This is a genomic window from Paractinoplanes tereljensis (assembly GCF_016862435.1).
Taxonomy (GTDB): domain Bacteria; phylum Actinomycetota; class Actinomycetes; order Mycobacteriales; family Micromonosporaceae; genus Actinoplanes; species Actinoplanes tereljensis.
In genome coordinates, this window is the sequence record NZ_BOMY01000054.1 from 21,293 (window position 1) to 42,220 (window position 20,928).

19 protein-coding genes and 1 pseudogene are annotated in these 20,928 nt (G+C 70.2%); 10 read left to right on the forward strand and 10 right to left on the reverse strand.

What is annotated here, in order from left to right; translation table 11 throughout:
* Positions 1-43 precede the first annotated feature (43 nt).
* Positions 44-559, forward strand: a complete 516-nt coding sequence (locus Ate02nite_RS42330; RefSeq protein ID WP_203813602.1) for a hypothetical protein — start codon at positions 44-46, stop codon at positions 557-559.
* A 46-nt stretch (positions 560-605) separates the two neighbouring features.
* Here Ate02nite_RS42330 and Ate02nite_RS42335 read toward each other — a convergent pair whose 3' ends face one another.
* A complete protein-coding gene (locus tag Ate02nite_RS42335) occupies positions 606-1,838 on the reverse strand; it encodes a L,D-transpeptidase (protein ID WP_203813603.1) in 1,233 nt (410 codons plus the stop codon).
* Positions 1,839-2,031: 193 nt separating this feature from the next.
* Between Ate02nite_RS42335 and Ate02nite_RS42340 the strand changes: the two genes are divergently transcribed.
* A complete protein-coding gene (locus tag Ate02nite_RS42340) occupies positions 2,032-2,616 on the forward strand; it encodes a TetR/AcrR family transcriptional regulator (protein ID WP_203813604.1) in 585 nt (194 codons plus the stop codon).
* A gap of 113 nt (positions 2,617-2,729) precedes the next feature.
* A pseudogene (locus Ate02nite_RS42345) lies at positions 2,730-3,463 on the forward strand (SDR family NAD(P)-dependent oxidoreductase).
* A 15-nt stretch (positions 3,464-3,478) separates the two neighbouring features.
* Here Ate02nite_RS42345 and Ate02nite_RS42350 read toward each other — a convergent pair.
* From Ate02nite_RS42350 to Ate02nite_RS42375, 6 genes are all read right to left on the reverse strand, one after another.
* Positions 3,479-4,180 carry a hypothetical protein gene (locus Ate02nite_RS42350; RefSeq protein ID WP_203813605.1) on the reverse strand — a complete coding sequence of 234 codons (702 nt, stop codon included), beginning with the start codon at positions 4,178-4,180 and terminating at the stop codon, positions 3,479-3,481.
* A gap of 68 nt (positions 4,181-4,248) precedes the next feature.
* Entirely contained in the window at positions 4,249-4,908 is a 660-nt protein-coding gene (locus tag Ate02nite_RS42355) for a GNAT family N-acetyltransferase (RefSeq protein WP_203813606.1), read from the reverse strand.
* Positions 4,905-5,495, reverse strand: coding sequence for a biotin/lipoyl-containing protein (locus tag Ate02nite_RS42360; RefSeq protein ID WP_203813607.1), 591 nt, complete (start codon positions 5,493-5,495; stop codon positions 4,905-4,907). Before Ate02nite_RS42360 ends, Ate02nite_RS42355 begins: the two co-directional genes overlap by 4 nt.
* Positions 5,495-6,160, reverse strand: a complete 666-nt coding sequence (locus Ate02nite_RS42365; protein WP_203813608.1) for a hypothetical protein — start codon at positions 6,158-6,160, stop codon at positions 5,495-5,497. Before Ate02nite_RS42365 ends, Ate02nite_RS42360 begins: the two co-directional genes overlap by 1 nt.
* 36 nt (positions 6,161-6,196) lie before the next feature.
* Positions 6,197-8,983 carry an ATP-binding protein gene (locus tag Ate02nite_RS42370; protein ID WP_203813609.1) on the reverse strand — a complete coding sequence of 929 codons (2,787 nt, stop codon included), beginning with the start codon at positions 8,981-8,983 and terminating at the stop codon, positions 6,197-6,199.
* Between the two features lie 43 nt (positions 8,984-9,026).
* A complete protein-coding gene (locus Ate02nite_RS42375) occupies positions 9,027-9,698 on the reverse strand; it encodes an NUDIX hydrolase (RefSeq protein WP_203813610.1) in 672 nt (223 codons plus the stop codon).
* A 64-nt stretch (positions 9,699-9,762) separates the two neighbouring features.
* Between Ate02nite_RS42375 and Ate02nite_RS42380 the strand changes: the two genes are divergently transcribed.
* Positions 9,763-10,785, forward strand: coding sequence for an SPFH domain-containing protein (locus tag Ate02nite_RS42380; protein WP_203813611.1), 1,023 nt, complete (start codon positions 9,763-9,765; stop codon positions 10,783-10,785).
* On the forward strand, positions 10,782-11,663 hold the full coding sequence (locus Ate02nite_RS42385; RefSeq protein WP_203813612.1) for a diacylglycerol kinase catalytic domain-containing protein: 882 nt from the start codon (positions 10,782-10,784) through the stop codon (positions 11,661-11,663). Before Ate02nite_RS42380 ends, Ate02nite_RS42385 begins: the two co-directional genes overlap by 4 nt.
* 183 nt (positions 11,664-11,846) lie before the next feature.
* Here the strand turns inward: Ate02nite_RS42385 and Ate02nite_RS42390 are convergent, their stop codons facing one another.
* From Ate02nite_RS42390 to Ate02nite_RS42400, 3 genes are read right to left on the reverse strand one after another with little or no spacing between them, the layout of a single operon-like run.
* Positions 11,847-13,190, reverse strand: coding sequence for a cytochrome P450 (locus Ate02nite_RS42390; RefSeq protein WP_203813613.1), 1,344 nt, complete (start codon positions 13,188-13,190; stop codon positions 11,847-11,849).
* Between the two features lie 14 nt (positions 13,191-13,204).
* Positions 13,205-13,624: an MmcQ/YjbR family DNA-binding protein gene (locus Ate02nite_RS42395; RefSeq protein ID WP_203813614.1), complete on the reverse strand. Its 420-nt coding sequence runs from the start codon at positions 13,622-13,624 to the stop codon at positions 13,205-13,207.
* A 9-nt stretch (positions 13,625-13,633) separates the two neighbouring features.
* Complete coding sequence (locus Ate02nite_RS42400) at positions 13,634-14,728, reverse strand: ABC transporter substrate-binding protein (RefSeq protein ID WP_203813615.1); 1,095 nt, start codon at positions 14,726-14,728, stop codon at positions 13,634-13,636.
* Between the two features lie 93 nt (positions 14,729-14,821).
* On the opposite strand from Ate02nite_RS42400, the gene Ate02nite_RS42405 reads away from it, so the two are divergent.
* The 5 genes from Ate02nite_RS42405 (at position 14,822) to Ate02nite_RS42425 (ending at position 20,919) form a co-directional block, all read left to right on the forward strand.
* Entirely contained in the window at positions 14,822-15,559 is a 738-nt protein-coding gene (locus Ate02nite_RS42405) for an SDR family oxidoreductase (protein WP_203813616.1), read from the forward strand.
* Position 15,560: 1 nt separating this feature from the next.
* Positions 15,561-17,477 (forward strand): helix-turn-helix domain-containing protein, encoded by a 1,917-nt coding sequence (locus tag Ate02nite_RS42410; RefSeq protein ID WP_203813617.1) that lies wholly within the window; start codon positions 15,561-15,563, stop codon positions 17,475-17,477.
* A gap of 37 nt (positions 17,478-17,514) precedes the next feature.
* Positions 17,515-18,147 (forward strand): ATP-binding protein, encoded by a 633-nt coding sequence (locus tag Ate02nite_RS42415; protein ID WP_203813618.1) that lies wholly within the window; start codon positions 17,515-17,517, stop codon positions 18,145-18,147.
* Between the two features lie 368 nt (positions 18,148-18,515).
* The gene (locus tag Ate02nite_RS42420) at positions 18,516-19,451 is read left to right on the forward strand and encodes a pentapeptide repeat-containing protein (RefSeq protein ID WP_203813619.1); all 936 of its coding nucleotides are present in this window, start codon (positions 18,516-18,518) and stop codon (positions 19,449-19,451) included.
* A 661-nt stretch (positions 19,452-20,112) separates the two neighbouring features.
* Positions 20,113-20,919, forward strand: a complete 807-nt coding sequence (locus tag Ate02nite_RS42425) for an alpha/beta fold hydrolase (protein WP_203813620.1) — start codon at positions 20,113-20,115, stop codon at positions 20,917-20,919.
* Positions 20,920-20,928: the final 9 nt, after the last annotated feature.

Sequence of the window (20,928 nt, forward strand, 5' to 3'; positions counted from 1 at the left end):
CTCGGGAGTCGGCGCGGGTCGACGACCCGGGAATCTGATCGTTATGAAACCTCGCCGTTCCGTCCCGTTTCTGGTTGCGGCCGTCGCCGCGACGTCCCTTTCCGGCTTCGGCCTGCTCACCTCCATGACGACCAGCGCCGCAGCTGCCGCGACCGCCGAAGCGACTGGTGGCTTCACCTCGGTGACGAAGCGCCGCCTGCCCGACCCGTGCACGCTGCTCAGCCGGCCCGAGGTCGTCGACCTGACCGGGCGCGACATCACCCAGATCGACGAGGACGGCGCCAGACCCGGCGCGTCGACTCGTTACTGCCAGTGGCAGCAGGACGGTGGACAGCTCGCGCTCTTCCTCACCCGTACCACCAGGTCTGGTTTCGCCAGTCAGATCGGGCCGGACGCCGAACCGGTCGGCGGGGTGGGCGACGACGCCTTCCTGCTCGCCGGACACCTCTACGTCCTGCACGGCACCGTGCAGATCGACGTCTACTCCTATGGGGACGACGACGAGCAGAACGTCGCCGTCGAACAAGAGGTGGCCACCGTCGTCATGTCGAAGCTCTGAGGTCATCGACGCGCCCACCGTTCCGATGGAGCGGTGGGCGAAGGGGCTACCGGCCGTACTTGTCGAAGGAGACTGTCCAGTCGCCGATGCCGTTGCCGATCGGGAGGTCGCGTGGGGAGTTCTTGACGTCGACGATGTCGCCGACCAGGAAGGTGTTGTAGACCCATTTGGCGTCGGCCGTGCTGAGGTTGATGCACCCGTGGGACAGATTCGCCCGGCCCAGTGAGCCGTTCCACGGAGCGGCGTGCAGGTACTCGCCGGAGTAGGTGATCCGGGTGCAGAACTCGATGTTCTCCGACACGTAGTAGTTCGGGTCCTCCGGGTCGGTGATGCCGTAGGTCGCCGAGCTCATCGTGTGCTTGCGCTTCTTGCCCAGTACGACGTGGGGTCCGCCCGCCGTCCAATAGCTGATGCGCTCGCCGTTCGACCCGGTCGTCCCGCCGCCCTTGCCGAGGCTGCTCTTCATCGTGCGGACCAGCTTGCCGTCGATGTAGACCTTCGTCAGGTGGGTCCGGTTGTCACTGAGCGCGATCAGCTGCCGGCCGATCCGGAAGCGGGTCGTCGAGTTCTTCGCGCCGTACGTCGTCTTGCCCAGCTTGGCCCCGAAGATGTTGACGGACACGTCGATCCTCGTCCCGGCGGTCCAGTACTTGGCCGGCCGCCAGTGCACCGTCCGGTCGTCGCGCCAGTAGAACTTGCCCGTCACCGCCGGCGAGGTCTTGATCTCGATGGCCTGCTCGGCCGCCTTCTTGTTGACGGCACGGCTGAACGAGACGATCACCGGCTGTCCCGCGCCGTACGTGCTGTCCTTCTTGAGGGAAAGCATGGCGTTGGCCTGGAAGGCGGCCGTGACGGTGTTCTCCGGCTTGATCGTGGTGAAGGTCGTGTTCTCGGTGGTCGGCACGCCCGCGGAGTCGGCGGCCACGACGGTCACCGTGTACTTCTTGCCGTACCCGAGGTCCTCGGTCGACCGCCAGGTGCCGTCGCCCTGCATCGCGCCCTCGACCGTCACCTTGCCGGCGGTGACGGTGACCGACTGTAGGGCGCCGTCCGCGGCGCTGACGACGATCGGCTTCACCGGCGACACCTCGGTGTTTCCGTGCGTCGGCGTCACGGTCAACCGGACCGGCGCGACGACCGCCTTCTGCTCGGCTTCCGCCGCCGTCCCGACCCAGGAGGTGGCGTCGCCTCCCTTCCGGCCGGATGTGGAACACCCAGCAGCAGTGGCGGCCGCTACCGCGCCCACCGCACCGACGATCACCTTGCGTCGCTGAATCATGACTCTCACATTCGAGGGGGAAGCCAACCGGCGCCGATCATGGCTCTGCTAGAGAGACGCACGCGGGACCCCGAAACGTTGCAGCTATTTCGAGGGAGATCATCGTGACAGATGTAAATCCCGGTGGGTAGACGGCATCGACCGTGAACACGGCGCCGGCCGGACCAACCACGAGACCATCTAGCCTGAGGGCATGGCACGCCCCCGCAAGTTCGTCGAGCGCGACGTCGTCAGCAGCGCCGGTGAGGTATTCGCCGTCCATGGTCTCGCCGCTACGACACTGGACGACCTGGTGCAGGCGACCGGACTCGGGAAGCAGAGCCTGTACAACGCGTTCGGCGGCAAGCGGGAGCTGTTCCTGCGGGCGCTCTCGGAGGACCGCGAGGAAGCGGCGCGGGCCGTCTCGGAAGCGCTCCAGCACGGCGACGCCTCTCCGCTCGAACGGATCCGCGGGCACCTACTTCGGATGGCGATCGAGTTCAGCCGCAGCGACAACCGGGTCTCGCTCACCACGCGCGCGCTTGTCGAGTCGACCGGCGAGTCGGATCAGCTCGCGGCGGTCACCAAGGCCGGCATCGAGGAACTCGCCGGGATCTACGCGCATTGCCTGGAGCTCGCGCGGGCGAGCGGTGACCTGCCGGCGGACGCGAATGTGTCGTCGCTGGCGATGTACTTCGTCGCCATCACCCGGGGCATGGAACTGCTCGGCCGCTCGGGTGTCGGTCGCGGCGCCCTCACCGCGGTCGCGCTCGACGCGCTCCGCGTCTTCCACGCTTAGGGCTGCGTTTCAAAAAGGATGCCGCGGGTCACAGCGCTCCCCTAGTTATTGACTACACGGTCCATAACCGGTGTTATAGACCGTGTAGTCAATAACTAGGGACGGGGTATTCCATGGGAGTGCTGGAAGGCAAGGTCGCGGTGGTTACCGGGGCGAACGCGGGCATCGGGCTGGCGATCGCACGGGCCTACCACGCCGAGGGCGCGCGCGTCTTCGTAGCCGGCCGCCGCCAGGCGCAGCTCGACGAGGTCGAGGCCGAGCTCGGGCCGCGGGCGACGGGAATCCGTTGCGACGTCGGCCGGCTCGACGACCTCGACCGGCTCTACGCGACGGTGTCCGAGCAGGCGGGCCGGATCGACGTCCTGGTCGCCAACGCCGGGATCGGGATCAGTGCCCCGTTGGGCAAGATCACCGAAGAGCAGTTCGACGCCATGTTCACCACCAATGTCAAAGGCTCGCTGTTCACGTGCAGAAGGCGCTGCCGCTGCTCTCCCCGGGCGCATCGATCATCCTTACCGGATCGACGGCGGCCACCCGACCGCAGTCGGATCTCCCCGTGTACGGGGCGACCAAGGCCGCGATCCGGAACCTGGTCCGCGGGTTCGCCCACGGCGCCGGGGCGGGGCAGTACCGCATCAACGTGCTCTCCCCGGGCGGAACTCGTACCCAGGGTCTGATCGACCTGGTCCCGGCCGACCAGCTGGTCGCCGCCGGCGCGATGATTCCCCTCGGCCGCCTGGCCGAACCCGAGGAGATCGCCGCGGTGGCCGTCTTCCTCGCCTCGGACGCGTCCAGCTATGTCAACGGCGCCGACCTTGCCGTCGACGGTGGCTTCGCCCAGATCTGAGCAAAGCGCTGGGCGTCAGGTCAGGAAGGTTTCGCGCATTTCGCGGCCCGGGTTGATGCCGGCGACGATGCGGTGGGCGTCCGGGGCGTACACGTCGATGGTGTTGTTGTTGCGCATCAGCTCGCGGACCGGGAGCGGCAGCGGCGGCTCCTTGCTCATCGTGGTGCGCAGGTCGTGCGCGGTGCTGATCAGCAGGCCGGCCAGCGCCGCGCCGTCGGTGTCGACCCGGACCGAGGCGAACTCCCAGCCCGCGATGGTCAGGTCGAGGATCTCGAAGAGATGAGCGTGCAGCCGGCTCTGGTCGGTCGTGAGCTTCACCTGGGTGCTGATCGCCTGGAGGGCCCCGGCGACGTGGATGTAGGGGAACAACCCGCACGGCAGGTTGAACAGCGGCCACCGCAGGTCCGGCTTGGCCTCGCGCCACATCGGCCGGTAGTTCTCCCGGTCCACGGCGAACTGGTAGCCGACCTGGCGGGAGAGCGCGGCGGCCAGCCCGTGGATCTCCGAGTACGCCGAATCGGCGAACTCGTGCACGATGCCCGCCGCCGCGGCGACGCCGCCGGGGCCGGTCAGCGCCTCGGCGACCGCGGCCGCCTGATCGTGGAACGATCCCGGGCGATCGACACCGAAACGCTCCCGGACACCGTCGATCATCACCCGCCGGGCCGCGTCCTGCTGGTCGGTCCGCTCGTCACGTGTCCGCCGGAACCATCGCATGTCGCCTCGTCTCGCCGCCGCCTCAACCGCGGACATAGTAGTGGGCGGAATCTGGCGTCAAGCGGCCATCAGGTCGGGTAGACCGTTCCCGGGCGTGCCGCGATCAGCACCTCGGCCACCGGGCGCCAGCCCAGTGCCGAGTACAGGTGCTGGCCGTCCTCGCTGGCGATCAGGATGCCGTTCTCGGCACCCTCGGCGATCGCGGCGCCGGCCAGTGCGCTCATGACCACGCTGCCCAGTCCGCGACGACGGTGCTCGGGCACGGTTCCGATCTTGTCGGCGGTCGCGTCGGGGCCGGACAGGCCGGCCGTGCCGCTCGCGCCCACCGCACCCTCGCCGTCGATCACCTCGACCGCGATCCGGCCGTCCTCAACCTGGGTCTCGACCCGGTAGGGCGCGGGCGGCTCGCGCCGCGGATGCGCTCGCAGGTCCACGGTCATCAGCTGTTCCGCCCGCTTGAGCAGGACCAGGCCACCGGCTTCGAGCGCGGCCGCCGCCCGCGACGGCTCGTCGGACACCACGGTCAGCCAGGTGACGACCTCTTCCTGGAGCACGAGCTTCGCCAGCCCGTCCAGGTCGGCGCCGCCGTGCGCGAAATACTCGACCTCGCGCCCGTTCTGCCGGCAGTGCACCCGCAGCCCGCCACCGACGTCCGAAGCCGGCGCTACCCCGCGCGCCACTCCCCACCCGCGCTGCCACCGGACGACAAGCCCCCGCAGATCAGTCATCCATCAAGTAGAGCTGATGGCACCTCGATGACCGCGAGCACCGCCCCCACCGGCGCGGTCACCCCCTCGGCGGCGTCGATCCGCCACAGCACTCCGGACACGGCCGCCGGCACCTCGGTTTCCACCTTGTCGGTGGAGATCGCGAATAGCGGCTCCCCGGTTGCGACGTCGTCACCGACGGCCTTCAACCACCGGATCACAGTGAGCTCGGTGATCTCCTCCCCGAGCGACGGCATCACCACCGCGACAAGATCATCCCGGTCCGGTACCGACATCGCGACGAAAGGGTCAGCCGTTTCTTTCCGGGCGCCACCACCCCGCCGCAACCGGTACCGCTTCCAGAAATGGACGATGAAGGCCAGCCCGAGCAGCACCGCCACGGCCCCCTTCCACTGGCGCTCTACGCGCGGGGTTCCGTCGCCGAGCACCGCCGCCCCGGCCAGGCTCAGCCACACGAAGGCGTAGATGAGGCCGGACCGCCAGGACGTCGGGCCGAGGCCGTCCCGGTCCCAGATCGCGGAAGCCAGAGCCCCGATGCCCGACAACACCATGACGACCGGAAAGGCGACGTCCCACACCGCGCCCATCAGGCGGGGTAGCCGATCGCCTCGATGTCGGCCGTCAGCTTCTCGACGGTGCGGGCCGGGTTGAGCCGCTGGACCAGGTCGTCGGTCAGTGGGGTCATTGCGAAGACCGAGTTGACCACGTCCGGGTCGACCGGCAGCTCGTAGTAGTTCTCGGCGAACGACCGATAGCTCGCCGGGGTCTCATCCAGCAGGACCGCGAACAGGTGCCCGGCGCCGTCCGGGTCGTCGCCCGGCGGGTAGGCGATCTCCCCGGTGTGCCAGCGGTCGTCGCCGGTCTCCCGCCACACGCACACGGTGGCGTAGAACTGGGCGCCCCAGCCGAACGCCGGCTCGTCCAGCTGTGACCGGAACGCGGCCGGCACCGTGTCGACCAGGCCCGGCCACAACTCCTCGTCGTGGGCGGCCGGGCTCATCGCCGAGTCGTGGTCGTAGCCGCGCACGAACACCCCGGCCGGGGTGAACACGATGTGGTACTCGTCGCCGGAGCCGTTGTTCATCTCGGCGATCTCCGCGCCCGGACCCCACGACGTGTTGAACCCGTAGTACCGCACCGTCTCATCCGGGCTGAGGATGGCGTCCAGCATCGCGAGGGCTCGGCAACGGCGGCGCAGCGTCGCGACGTCCGGCAGTGCGCCGGCCAGATCTTGTGCACTCACGGCGCACATCAAACCTGATCAACCACGCTTCTGTCAGACCCGAAGTCACGCCGGCAGCACGATGGTGAATCTGGTTCCCCCGTCCGGGGCCGGCCCGGCCGAGATCGTGCCGTCGTGCGCCTCGACGATCGCCTTGGTGACGGCCAGTCCGAGACCGGTTCCCTTGATGCCGGCCTGGGTGGCGTTGCTGGCCCGGAAGAAGCGGCTGAACAGATGCGGGTACTGCTCGGCCGGGATGCCGATGCCGGTGTCGCTGACCTCGATCTGGAACTGGTCGTCCCGGGCGAACGCGGTGACCGTCACGGTGCCGCCGTCGGGCGTGTACTTGATCGCGTTGGAGATCAGGTTGTCCATCGCCTGGCGGAGCCGCTGCCGGTCGGCGCGCACGGCGAACTCGGACTGCACCCGGTCGACGATGGTCAGGTGCTTGGCGGCCGCGCTCGGCATGTGGTTCTCGATCACGTCGCGCACCAGCCGGCCGCCGCTGAGCGGCTGCGGGTCGACGCTGATGTGGCCGGCCGCCAGCCGGGCCAGGTCGAGCAGGTCGTCGACGAGCCCCTGCAGGTGCAGGGTGGTGCGCTCGATGACGTCGGCGTGCCGGCGGTCGGCCTCGCCCAGTTCCGGGCTGTCGATCAGCATCTCGGCGAACCCGCGGATCACTCCGACCGGGTTGCGCAGCTCGTGGATGACCAGGGCGGCGAGTTCGTCCTTCATCCGGTCCAGGGTGCGCAGCTGCTCGACCTGCAGCTGCTCCTTCTCGAGGAGTTCCTCGCGCTTGTTGGCCAGTTCCCGGCGCTCGGTGACGTTGGTGCTGAGGCCGTCGACCAGGAACTTGTCGTTCTCCCAGCGGCCCATGGCCCGGGTCCAGATCCAGCGGATCTGGTCGTCGTAGCCGACGATGCGGCATTCGAGCTCGGACTGGGCGCCGTCGAGCAGGGCGGCCTGGAAGTTGCTGAGCAGTTCGGCGTCCTCCGGGTGCAGCCGGTCGGTGAGGGTCGGGTGCACGCCGTCCGGGACGGGACCGAACACGCCGTACGCGTTGGGGCTGCCGTAGTGCAGCTTGGGCGGACCGTCGTTGTCCACCTCGACGGTCCAGACGTAGTCGTTGACCTGCTCGACGACCCGGTTGAAGCTGCGCCGGGCGGCGGCCAGGGCGAGGGACATGTCCTCGGCCCAGCGACGCTCGAGGAACTGCCCGAGGTGGGCGCCGACGGCGTCGAGCATGCCGGCGGTGTCCGAGTCGTAGGGCAGGTCGGCGTCGGTGTAGAAGGCGAGCACGCCGAGCACCCGGCGGCCGGAGCGCACCGGCACGCCGACGGCGACCCGGATGCCGACCTGCTGGAGCTCGCGACGCCCGTACGAGACCATGTCCTCCGGCATGATGCCGGTGTTCCACCACACCTCGCCGTTGCGGGACCAGACCAGCCCGGGCAGCCCCTCGCCGATCACGAAGGTGAGCTCGTGGTCGCCGGTGAAGGCGGACAGGTCCTGCTCGCCGGGGGTGTGCGAGCTGTGCCGGACGATCTGCTTGCGGTCGTCGGTGACCTGCCAGTACTCGCCGCAGAGCCAGCCCAGCTCGTCGGTGATCGCGGCGATCGCGGCGATGCTGGCGTCCCGCGCGTTCGTCGCGTCGGAGAGGACCTGCGCGACCGCGTGCCGGGCCCGGCGCAGTTCCTCGGCGCGGTGCGCCTCGGTGATGTCCCGGGTGACCGCCACGGCACCGAGCCGGCGCCCGTCCGGGGCGTCGATCGGCCGGGCGTTGGAGACGAGCCGGCGCCATTCGTCGTCGCGCCAGACGAGAACCTGCTCGCCGCGGACGACCTCGCCGCTCTGGGCGCGGGCCAGCGGCACCTGGTCCATGACGGTCCGGCCGTCCGGGTTGTAGATCTTGTAGTGCTGCGGCCAGTCGTCCATCGACAGGGTGGGGTCGGCGTCGCCGCCGAGCATCTCGCGCAGGCTGCGGTTGAAGAAGGTCAGCCGGCCCTCGCTGTCGCAGGCCGCGACGCCGGTGTCCAGGCTGTCCAGCAGCGCCTGCAGGAACGCGGTGTCCGGCGCGAACGAGTAGTAGCGGACGTCGCCGACGTCCTGCAGGGTCATCTCGGCCGGGAACTCCTGGCCGGTAGCGCCGGTCAGGGTGACGCGAACCGGCTGGTCGAGCACGCGCGGCAGGTCCCGGAAGCGCTCCGGCACGATCAGTTCGGCCACGTTGCGGCCGGCCGCGGCGCCGGCCCGGTGGCCGAACATCCGCTCGGCGGCCGCGTTCCAGGTGAGCACCTCGCCGGTCGGGCCGGTGGTGATGAAGGCGTCGTGGGTGCCGTGCAGGACGGCTTCGAGACGCTGGTTGGTGCCCCGCTCCCGGGCGGCGGCGAGCCGGATGGCGACCTCGGACGAGGCGATCTCGGCGAGGTCGCCCAGCGTGGCGAGCTCGTCGGCGGTCCAGTCGCGGGGCTGGGAGTCGACGACGCAGAACGAGCCGAGCACCTGCCCGTTGGGCGCGCGCAGGGGGAAGCCCGCGTACCCGATGGCGTCGGGGCCGCCGATCCCCCGCAGTCGCGGGTCCTCGCGCGCGTCGCGCACGATCACCGGCGCCTCGTCCGCCACCACGAACTGGCAGTACGTGTCCGCGCGGTTCCCCTCACCGAGGAAGTCCGGGCGGCTGGCGCAGCTCACCACGAAACTGCGATCGGCCCCGATCAGGGTCACCAGCGCGTTGCCGCCGAGCAGCCGCCCGGCGAGCGCGGTCAGCCTGTCGAGGGTGGGCAACGGACCGGCCTGCATCAGGCCGGTGTCCCGCAACGTCTGAAGGCGCTGCTCCTCAGCCGGTGACTTCACGCTCTGCAACATGTTGAGAGCTATCGGTAACCGCTCGGGGCAGTTAAGCAGAACTTCCCGGCCGCAACAGGGCCGGGTGCAGCAGGGTTGCCGAGCCCCGCCGGAAGAGCTGCGCGGGCCGTCCCCGCTCCCGGATGACCGTCTCCCCGGTCGGTTCGATGAAGCCCTCGGCCGAGGTCACCTTGCGGTGGAAGTTGCGCGGGTCGAGCCGGGTGGTCCACACCGTCTCATAGACCTCGCGCAGCTCGGCGATGGTGAACGAGGGCGCGCAGAACGCGGTGGCCAGCGGTGTGTACTCGAGTTTCGACCGGGCCCGCTCGAGCCCGTCGGCCAGGATCGTGTCGTGGTCGAAGGCCAGCCCGGTGGCCGGCACCGGCTGCCAGGACGCCGAGGCGGCGTCGCTGCCGGCCACCGGCACCGGCAGGTCCGGCACCAGGGCCAGGTAGGCAACCGCGAACACCCGGCCGCGCGGGTCGCGCCCCGGAGCGCCGTAGGTGGCCAACTGCTCCAGATGCCCGGCCCCGGCTGAGACACCGGTCTCCTCGCGCAGCTCGCGCTCGGCCGCCACGAACAGGTCCTCGTCGGGCAGGACGAACCCGCCGGGCAGCGCCCACTGGCCGAGGAACGGCGGTATCCCGCGCCGGACCAGCAGCACGTGCAGCGCCGCCTGCCGGATGGTGAGCAGCACCAGATCCACGGCAACCATTGACGTCATGTTGACGATAATACCCGAGACCCTTTATCGTCAGTGTGACGACAACGATGGAAGGACGGCCACCATGGCTGATGTGACCCGGCGGCTGAACATGCGGCACCTGCGAGCGGCCCCGACCAGCTGGGTGAGCCAGGCCCGCGGCGGCAAGCTGCGCCGGCAGGGCACCGGCCTGTCTTTCTGGTACCGGCCGCTGACCGCGGTGCTGTCCGAGGTGCCGGTCGACGACCGGGAGCTGCCGCTGCTGTTCCACGCCCGCACCGAGGACTTCGCCGACGTGACCGTGCAGGCCACGGTCACCTACCGGTTCAGCGACCCGGCCGCCGCCGCGACCCGGCTGGACTTCTCCATCGACCCCTACAAGGGCCGCTGGCAGGGTCAGCCGCTCGACCAGGTGGCGACGCTGCTGGCCGAACTGGCCCAGCAGCCGGCCCTCGACCTGCTCGCCCGGGTCCCCCTCGCGGAGGCGCTGACCACCGGCATCGCCGCGGTCCGGGCCGGCGTCACCGACGCCCTGGCCGCCGACCCCCGGCTGACCGAGACCGGGGTGACGGTGGTCAGCGCCCGGGTGGTGGCGCTGCGGCCCGAGCCCGACCTGGAACGGGCCCTGCAGACGCCGACCCGCGAGCAGGTGCAGCGCGAGGCCGACCGGGCGACCTACGCCCGCCGGGCCGACGCCGTGCAGCAGGAACGCGCGATCGCCGAGAACGAGCTGCAGAGCAAGATCGAGTTGGCCAAGCGGGAGCAGAACCTGGTCGAGCAGCGCGGCGCGAACGCCCGCCGCCGGGCCGAGCTGGACGCCGAGTCGCAGCTGGTCGCGGCGAAGGGCCAGGCCGAGCAGGCCCGCACGACGGCGGCGGCCGAGGCCGACGCGACCCGGGCCCGCGACGACGCCCGGGCGACCGGTGCGCGGGTGGTGGGCCTGGCCGAGGCCGAGGCGGAGGCCGCCCGGCTGGCCGCCTACCGGGACCTGCCGCCGGCCGTTCTGCAGGCCCTCGCGCTCAAGGAGCTGGCCGGTCAGCTGCCCCAGATCGGCGAGGTCACGGTCACCCCCGACCTGCTCAGCAAGCTGGTGGGACGGCTCGGATGAGCACGCTGACCCCGCGGGTGGTCGTGGTTACGCGCCGCAGCGAGCTGGAGGAATTGCTCGCCCGGCACGGCACCCGCGGCGCCGCCGCGTACTTCCTGCGCCAGCGGGGCCGCGACCTCGACGAGGTGACGGCCCGGCACGAGGCGCTACGGCAGGCGATGACCGAGGTCAGCGCGGCCGTCCCGGCCGAATGGCGGCGCGGCCACGTCGAGCGCGCCGACCTGCCGCGCTTCCTGTTCGCGCCGGAGGACGTGATCATCGCGATCGGCCAGGACGGCCTGGTCGCCAATGTCGCGAAATATCTGGACGGTCAGCCGGTCATCGGCGTCGATCCGGAGCCGGGCCGCAACGCCGGGGTGCTGGTCCGGCACCGCGCGGCCGACATTCCGACGCTGCTGAACCACCGAGATGACGCCCAACCCCGCACGATGGTGGTGGCGCGACTCGACGACGGCCAGGAGCTCTACGGCCTCAACGAGATCTATATCGGACACGCGAGCCACCAGTCGGCCCGCTACGTGATTCGCACCCCGCAGGGCGAGACCGAACGCCAGTCCTCCTCCGGCCTGATCGCCGGCACCGGGACCGGCGCCACCGGCTGGTGCGCCTCGATCGCCCGGGAACGCGCGACCGCTCCCCCGGTCCCGTCCCCCGAGGAACCAATGCTGTGCTGGTTCGTCCGCGAGGCCTGGCCGTCCCCCGCCACCGGCGTCACCTGCGACGCAGGCCTGTTGAAAGACGGCGATCAATTGGAAATCACCAGCGAATCGGAACGCCTGGTGGTCTTCGCCGACGGCCTGGAAAACGACGCCATCGAGCTTTCCTGGGGCCAAAAGCTCCGCGTCGGCGTCGCAGCCCGGCGACTCAAACTCCTTTAAAAAATCGGAAAATACGGGCATGAACAGTCCCGTGGTTTTCCGGGCGGCCTGAGCGATGGGTTGCGGCCGTAAGGCCGCCATCGCGTGTGGCGCGGCAACACCGCACGCGATGGCGGCGCTACGGCCGCAACCCACCGCCCGGCTCGCCCGGAAAACCAGGGGACACATCCATGCCCGTATCTTTTAATTGCGGAGGCCGGCCACCCGGACGCGGAAGTTGAGCGACGGGCCCGGGGTCGGTGTGGTTTTCATCTTGAGTTCGTAGCCGGGTGGGTCGAGGCGCAGATCGAGCCGGTGGAACAGGCGGGCCGTGGTGACCAGCATCTGCACGTCGGCGAGGGTTTTGCCGAGGCAGACGTGCTGGCCGCGGCCGTACGGCGAATAGGCGCCGGCCCGCAGATGCTCGGCGCGCGGCTTCTCGTAGCGGTCGATATCGAACCGCTCCGGGTCGGGGAAGAACTCGTCGAGGAAGTGCGGCACGGTGGTGCCGATGTAGAGGGTTTCGCCGGCCGCGATCCGATGCCCCTGGAAGGCGAAGTCGCGGGTGGCCGTGCGCATCTGCACCACCGCGATCGGATAGAGCCGCATGGTCTCCATCAGGGCGCCGCGAATGGCCGGGATGCCGCGCAGGTCCTTCTCGGTGATGCTGCCTTTGGCGAACAGATCGTCGGCCTCGGCCCGCACCCGTTCCAGCACGTCAGGGTGCTTGAGAACGGCGTAGACGAAGGCCGACATGGTGTTCGCGACGGTGTCCAGCCCGGCCACGTAGGGGCCGGTGACGCTGATCATCAGGTCGGAGTCGGGCATCGCCTCGGGTCTTTCCCGATTGGCCCGCATCAGGTCGTCGATGAGGACCGCCGGTTTGGCGCCGGCCTCGGCCCGCGACCGGTCGTCGATCATTTCCTGGCTGAGTTGCAGGACCCGGGTCTTCGCCCGCCGATAGCGCGGATCGCGCAGCAGAACCCGCGGCCGGGAGCGGGTGACCAGAACGTTCAGCAGGTACATGGTGGCGATCCGGATGTCATTGACGTATTCCGGCCGGGACGCCCCGGTGAGCAACTCACCGAGCTGATCGGTGACCAGAGATTGCATCGAGCGGAGCACCGGAACCGGCCGCCCCGGCTGCCAGACGCGGTCGATGTTGCGATCGGTGATCGCGACGACCTCGTCGAGCCGGTCGGCGATCGCCTCGCGCGAATAGCCGCGGCGCATGATGTCGCGCAGTTCCTTGTGGCTGGCCCCGTCCTCACCGGGCAGGGTGCGGGTGGCGCCGTATTCGTCGACCAGCCCGCGGAAGAATTCCTTGGAGCGCAGGCTGTCGCGCCCCTCCTGGGTGCCGAGGAATTCGGCCGCCTCGGCCCCGGCCAGAACCGCGTGCTCGCGGCCCAGCATCCGCACCCGGAACACCGCACCATGTTCGCGATAGCAGTCCACGAAGAACCGCGCCGGATTCTTCGCCATCCGCAGGGCATTGCCCAGCACCGGCAGCCCCCGCACCAGCGGGGTTCGCACGCTCTCGGCCGTCACGTAACCGATCGTATTTACCCCGGTGACTTTCCGCGACCCCTCAGCCAGTCGGCAGCGCGCCGCTTCGACGCGCGGGACAGCCAGGCGTCCTGGACGATCTCGGCCAGCTCGGCCCGGGTCAGCTCGCCGATCCGGGCAGCCCGCAGCAGCACCGACGGATGGCCGTCGAAGTGCGCAGTGGTGAAGAACGGCGTCGACGGGTCCTGGACCAGGGCCTGCTTATCGTTTTCGGACTCGACCCAGAAGACGATCACGTCGGTGTACCGCTCGCCGGTGTCCGGGTCGACCGCGTCCGGGCGCGGCGTCCGGAAGAACACGAACGACTTGCGGCCGACCTGGTAGACCGGGTTCTCGGCACCGCCCTCCTCGACGGTGACGTACGGCATCGCCTGGGCCAGCTCGTGGACGTCCTCGACCCGCGCGCGGTCGGTCATGCGCTGAGCTTACGGCGGCGTGGTGCGGTCGGGGGTGAGGGTCTCGGTGGTGACCGCGGTGAGCGCGCCCGACGCGCCGGTCCAGGTCAGCGACGCCGTGTACATCGACTGGAGCAGGGCGTGGTCGGTGGCGCGGATCTGCAGGTCGCCCTTCACCCCGCCGAACTTCAGCCCTTCCAGCAGCGAGATCATGCCGTCCGGGTCGTCCGCCGCGGTCTGCAGCGCCTCGGCCATCAGCGAGCCGGCGGTGAAGCCCTCGACGTGCCCGGTGTCGGTGCGCCCGGCCCAGACCCGATTGCGCAGCACGTTGTAGAGGGAGCCGCGGGCGGCCCCGTCGACGTAGCCGGTGGCGAATTGCATCGAGCCCAGCTGGCTCGGGGTGTAGGCCGGCCAGGTGCTGCGCGCGCCGAGAATGCCGACCACCGGCAGCCCGTCCGGAATGCCGCGCATCAACTTGCGGGTGGGCGCCGGCCAGTCCACGAACAGGACGTCCGGCTTGGTGCGGGCGATCCAGGCCGGGTCGCGCACCGTCCCGACGGCGCCGAGCACCTGGGCGGCCGCGTTGTCCGGGCCGTAGACGACGACCCGGGCGCCGGCCGGGATGAGCGTGCGGGCGGCGGCGAGGTCCTGGTAGGTCTGCCGGCCGGTGCGGAACGTGTACCGGTTGAAGCCGGTCAGCCGGTCATCGGGCGCGTTGGACAGGAAGACCATCCGGTGGCGTTCGGCGATCGCGGCGATCCGCAGCGCCGACGCCGAGGTGGTGCCGCCGGCGATCAGCCGGATGCCGCGGCGGTGCAGCTCCTCGGCCCCGGCGGCCGCCCGGTCCGGGTCGCTCTGATCGTCGATCCAGGTCACCATGATGGTGCGGGCGCCGATCTGGCTGGTGTAGTTGGTCGCGACGATGAAGCTGGCCCGCAGCGCCTTTTCGAAGCGCTCGCCCTCGGCGGCGAAGACACCCTTGCGGGACCGGATCACCCCCACGTTGAGCGGGGTGGACGCCCGGGCGCCGGCGGTCAGTGGGCTCTCGACGGGGCCGCACCCGGCCGCGGCGGCCGCGAGGGCGCCACCGAGCAGGCTCCGGCGGGTGAGGGTCAGGGCTCGCATAGCGGCCCGAAAGGTACCGCACACCGGCAAGCCCGGCGGTATGTGGGGCGCGCACATGTGCGGTGGGCCTCGAAGGCTCGTAAGTTCACGGACATGACGACGGCACATGTGGTCGACCTGGACCTGTCCGGAAAGACCGCCCTGGTCACCGGCGGCGGCAGCGGCATCGGGCGGGCCTGCGCGGAGCGGCTCGCGGCGGCCGGGGCGAAGGTCGTCGTGGTCGATCTGCAGGCCGGCCCGGACACCATCGTCACCGATCTGAGTGACCTGGACGCGATCGGGGCGCTGCCGGCCGGGGTGGATGTGCTGGTCAACAACGCCGGGTTGCAGGTCGTGTCGCCGCTGCACGAGTTCCCCGACGAGCGGTTCTCGCTGATCCAGAAGGTGATGGTCGAGGCGCCCTACCGCCTGGTGAAGCACGTGCTGCCCCACATGTACGAGCGGGGCTGGGGCCGGATCATCAACATCTCCTCGGTACACGGCCTGATTGCCTCGCCGTACAAATCCGCTTATGTCACGGCAAAGCATGGCCTGGAAGGCCTGTCGAAAGTCACCGCACTCGAAGGGGCGCCGCACGGGGTCACCTCCAACTGCATCTGCCCGGCGTTCGTGCGTACCCCGCTTGTCGACAAGCAGATCGCCGACCAGGCGCAGATCCACGGCATCTCCGAGTCCGAGGTCGTCGAGAAGATCATGCTGGACCGGGCGGCCATCAAACGCCTGATCGAGCCGGCCGAGGTCGCCGAGCTTCTCGCGTACCTCTGCACCCCACCCGCCGCCCTGATCACCGGATCGTCGATCACCATCGACGGCGGCTGGACGGCGCATTAGTTTGGCGATCGTGCTCAACCCGCTCGAATACCTCGACCTGCTGGCCCGCGAGGCCACGCCGGTCGAGTTCGAGCGCCCGATCCTCGCCGCCCGGCAGTCCGGGGCCACCGCCGACGACCTCGCCGAGCTGGCCGAGATCAAACTCGCGGCGCTGCGGGTGCGGGCCCTGCTGGAGCGCCGCCGGCGCCGCGAGGAGGAGCTCTCCGCGCTGTACGACACGGCCGGCGACCTGGCCGGGCTGCGCGATCTCGACGCGGTGCTGAGGGCCATCGTGCACCGGGCGCGCACCCTGCTCGGCGCCGACGTCTCCTATCTGACCCTGGACGATCCGGGGCGCGGCGACACCTACATGCGGATCACCGACGGCTCGGTGGCGGCCAGCTTCCAGACCCTGCGGCTGCCGGCCGGGGCCGGGCTGGGCGGTCTGGTCGCGGTCTCCGGCACCCCCTACGCCACGTCGAACTACGGCCAGGACCCCCGCTTCCGGCACACCACGGAAATCGATTCGGGCGTACGGGATGAAGGTCTCGTCGCCATTCTCGGCGTACCCCTGCGGTTGGGGTCCGCCGTTATCGGCGTGCTTTTCGCCGCGGACCGCACCGAGCGGCCGTTCGCCCGCGAGGAGGTGGCCCTGCTCGGCTCGCTGGCCGCGCACGCGGCGGTGGCCATCGACACCGCCCGGCTGCTCACCGAGACCCAGGCCGCCCTGGCCGAGTTGTCGGCCGCGAACACCGTGATCCAGGAGCACAGCGCGTCGGTGGAGCGGGCCGCGGCCGCCCACGACCGGATGACCGCCCTGGTCCTGCGCGGCGGCGGCGTCGAGGACGTGGCCGCCGACCTGGTCGACGTGCTCGGCGGCGCCCTGCTGGTGCTGGACGCGACCGGCCGCGAACTGGCCGTGGCGAAGTCCCCGACCTGGTCCGGCGGACTGCCCGAACTGGACGCCGCCGACATGGCCGAGGCGGTCGCGGCGTCCCGCGGCGCGGGCCGCAGTGTCCAGCGCGGCGACGCGTACGTGGCCGCGGTGGTGGCCGGCGCCGACAACCTGGGCGCCCTGGTCTTCCACCCGGCCGAGCCGCTGGCCGGCGCCGACCAGCGCATCCTGGAACGGGCCGCGCAGATCACCGCGCTCCTCCTGCTGTTCCGCCGCACCGTCGCCGAGGCCGAAGGACAGGTGCGCGGCGAGCTGCTGGACGACCTGATCGGCCGCCCGATCCGCGACGAGCAGGCGCTGCGCTCCCGGGCCCGGCGCCTCGGCGTCGACCTGGACACGCCGCACGTCGTGGTGGCCGCCGCCGACCGCACCGAGGGCGGCCTGCGTCAGCGGGCGGTTTCCTGGGCACGCACGTTCGCCGCCACCCGCTCCGGCCTGGCGGTCGGCAAGGACGGCCGGGTGGCCCTGATCCTGCCCGGCACCGATCCGGCCGCGGTCGCCCGTACGGTGGCCAAGGAATTGTCCCGGACCTTGGGCCGCCCGGTGACGGCCGGCGCGGCCGGCCCGGCCTCCTCCCCCGCCGCGATCGCCCCCGCCCACCGCGAGGCCGACGCCTGCGCGACCGCCCTGATCGCGCTGGGCCGGGTCGGCGAAGGCGCGAGCCACATCGAGCTGGGCTACGTCGGCCTGCTGCTCGGCGACCGCCAGGACGTGCCCGCGTTCCTGCGGTCGGCGATCGGCCCGGTCCTGGACTACGACACCCGCCGCGGAACCGCCCTGCTCAAGACCCTGGAGGCGTACTTCGGCGCGGGCGGCAGCTTGTCCCGCGCCGCCGAGACCCTGCACGTGCACGTCAACACGGTCACCCAGCGCCTGGACCGGATCGCCAACCTGCTGGGCGCCGACTGGCAGTCCCCCGCCCGGGCTCTGGACCTGCAGCTCGCACTGCGCTTGCATCGTCTGAGTGGTCCTCCGGCCGGCTGACTCGACAGGGCCGCGCGGTGCCGGGGAGACTCGGGGCGTGGCGCTGGCGGGGCGAGCCGCGGAGACCCCGGTCGTGGCAGGGTGCGTCGGCGAGGCCGTGGCGGGACGGGCCTCGACGCTGCTGGTGCGCGGCGAGCCGGGGATCGGCAAGACCTCGCTGGTCGCGGCGGCGTGCGCGGCCGCCGGTGACGTCGAGACCATCTGGGCGACCTGCCTGCCGCTGACCTCGATGACCAGTCCGCTGCTGCCGTTGCGCGGCGCCCTGCGCCGGGCCGGGCTCGACGCGGGCGTCACGGTGGTGGAATTCGACGCGTGGCTGGACCACGCCGCCGCCGAACGCCCGGTGGCGCTGGTCGTCGACGACCTGCAGTGGGCCGACCAGAGCTCCCTCGACGTCCTGCTCTACGTCATCGCCGGCCGCCCGGACCGGGCCGTCGCGGTGATCGCCACCCTGCGCGCGGGGACCGGCGGTGACCGCCTGGCCGGGTGGCTGGCCGATGTGCGGCGTCTGCCACGGGTTGCCGACCTGATGCTGGACCGGCTGGACCGGGTCGGCACCGGCGAACAACTCGACCTTGTGCGCTGCGGCCCAGGCCCGGATCGCCGGGGTGGACGTATCGGAGGTCGCTCTCCTGCTTGGCGCGTACACCCAGGCCGCATCCGGGCCTGAGCAGAAGTCGCACTCAATGATCGGGGTCTCGGTCTCGGTGACCGGCGTGGGCCGAGCCTGATGGTCAACGTCGCCGCCGAGGGCGTCGGCTGGATGCAGAAAGGTGAGCATCCCACCGCGGCACGCCCCAAGTAGCCCCGTGGAGCGCCGAGTGACACACATGGCGTGCATGCCCAACAATGGGGACGGTGAGCCCCTGGAACCGCCAGCGTGTCGGCCGATCCACCGGAACCCAACCACCGAGGCGGCGAACACCACTGCCAGGCTTAACCAACCGCCCCAAGCCCGGACTGCGCCCGAGACGGCCAGCAGCCGCAAGGGAACCACGCCCCGACTGGTGGCAACGGGGCACAGCGATCGGCGGCCTCGTGTCCGTGCTCCTGGTCGCCGTCGGGCTCTACCTGACGAACAACTTCAACCGGGACCAAATCCGCCTGCAACGCGACAGCACCAATGCGCAACGGGACCTGGCGCTCAAAGGACAGCGGGCAGACCGGTTCGTTGCGGCCGTCGACCAGCTCGGTCAGGAGGGCACCGACAGGCTCAGCATCCGACTCGGCGGCATCTACGCTCTGGAAACGCTGATGAAGGACTCTCCAGAGGACGAGAACACCGTTATTGAGGTGCTGTGCGCGTTCGTGCGAACCCATTCACCGCGCCCGAGAACGATCCCTAGGCAGGTACCTGACTCGCCGGCGGATGTCCGGGCAGCGATTAGCGTCCTCGGCCGCCGCCCGAACCCCTATAGTCACGCATACCTCGACTTTAGAAATGCTCTACTCGGACTGCACGACGCGGACCTGCAAGGCGCTGACCTGAGTGGCACGAACCTGGCCGACGCGAACCTGACGGGCGCATTCGTGATCGGCGCGAACCTGCGGTTCGTATCCCTGACCGACGCAAACCTGACCGGCGCGTTCCTGACCGACGCGAACCTGACCGACGCGAACCTGGCCGGCGCGAACCTGACCGACGCTGGCCTGAACAAAACCTACCTGACCAGAACGAAGCTGATCAACGCGAACCTGACCGGCGCAGCTCTGTACCTCGCGAAGCTGACCGAGGCGAACCTGGCCGGCGCGAACCTGACCGGCGCGACGCTTTTCTATGCAGACCTGACCAACGCGAACCTGACCGGAGCGAAGCTGACCAGGGCGAACCTGACCGGGGCGAACCTGACCCGCGCGAACCTGACTTCGGGCCAGGTGGCCTGTTCGCGGATGGATGCATCGACACGACTGCCGAACGGCGTCGTGCGCCCAGCCGAGGGTGCCTGGAATTCGACCGAATGCAAGAACAAGTAGTCGTTCGTTTGCTTTCAGCACGCCCTGACCGGCAGAAAAATCGCACAACGTTCAGGCCCCAAAGATCAGGCCGGAGACGCGGACCGGGGCGTGATCAGCGCAGATGTCCTTTAGTATTTGGGACTCCGCCACCGGCGCTCAGGATTTTCGAGTCAGCCGCGTCGCAGCCTCTGCGAGCCGAAGCCCTGGGCAAACATGAAGACGCGGTGCGCATCAGCCTTGAGCGCGCCGCACGCCGGTACCGCGGACGCTGTCGTGAACGCCCCGGCGCACCAACCGGAGCAGAAACTGGCCCTCCTCCTCGGTCAACCGGCGAGCCCGCACAGGTGTGGACATGATGTACCTCGATCCGCCCTGCCAACTCCAGCCTGAACCGAAACATCCCAAACCTCACGCACCGGAACGGCATGTCGCAAACCGGGAATCCGTCAAGGTCAACGCACTAGCGCGCCCGGGATTGCCGTTCCAGGGATCGAATGCGCGGCCTCCAGCAGCCGCTCCGGGGATAGCAGATCCACGGACCGCGAACGCGCGGCCTCCGGCAACCGCTCCACGGACAACCGATTCGGGGAGGGAGTGGGTCGGCCACACCGGCCGGGTGACGGGTCGATGTGGGCCTGGAACATAGGCGGGCGGCGGGGAGGTTCGTAAGGTGGCAGGCATGGAGGAATTCGACGTTGCGGTCGAGGGCGGGCTGCTTCGGTGCGTGGAGTGGGCGGGTGACGGGCCTGCGGTCATCGCGGCGCACGGGATCACCGCCAACGCGCTGTCCTGGGCGGCGGTGGCCCGGGCGCTTGACGGAGGCGTACGGCTGATTGCTCCTGATCTTCGGGGTCGGGCCGGCAGTGCCGGCATCGCCGGGCCGTTCGGGATGGCCGCGCATGCGGCCGATGTGATCGCGATAGCGGATCATCTCGGGCTGGAGCGGGTGGCGCTGGCCGGGCATTCCATGGGTGGGTTCGTGGTGACCGAAACCGCCCAGCGCTACCCATCGCGGGTCTCGTCGGTGCTGCTCGTTGACGGTGGGCTGCCGTTGCCGGTGCCGCCGGGGATCGACGTCGACACCGCACTGCACGCGACGATCGGGCCGGCCATGCGGCGGCTGTCGATGACGTTCGGGTCGGTCGACGAATATCTCGACTTCTTCCGGGCCAATCCGGCGCTGGGGAAGTATTGGTCGGAGGATGTTTCGGAATATGTCCGGCGGGATTTCACCGGGACCGGGTCGTCGTGCGTGCTCGATGCGATCCGGGCGGACGCGCGCGACATGCTCACCGCGCCGGCTCCGGCCGGGTTTCCGCTGCTCGGAGCGGTGCGCGGGATGCAGGACGAGGAGACCGGGATGTACCCGGCGGCGGTCCTCGAGGCGGCCGGCGCCGAGATCGTCCCGGACGTCAACCACTACACGATCCTGCTCGGTAAGGGGGCCGAAGTGGTGGCCGACCGGATCCGTTCAGGCCTGGAATAAATCCACTTT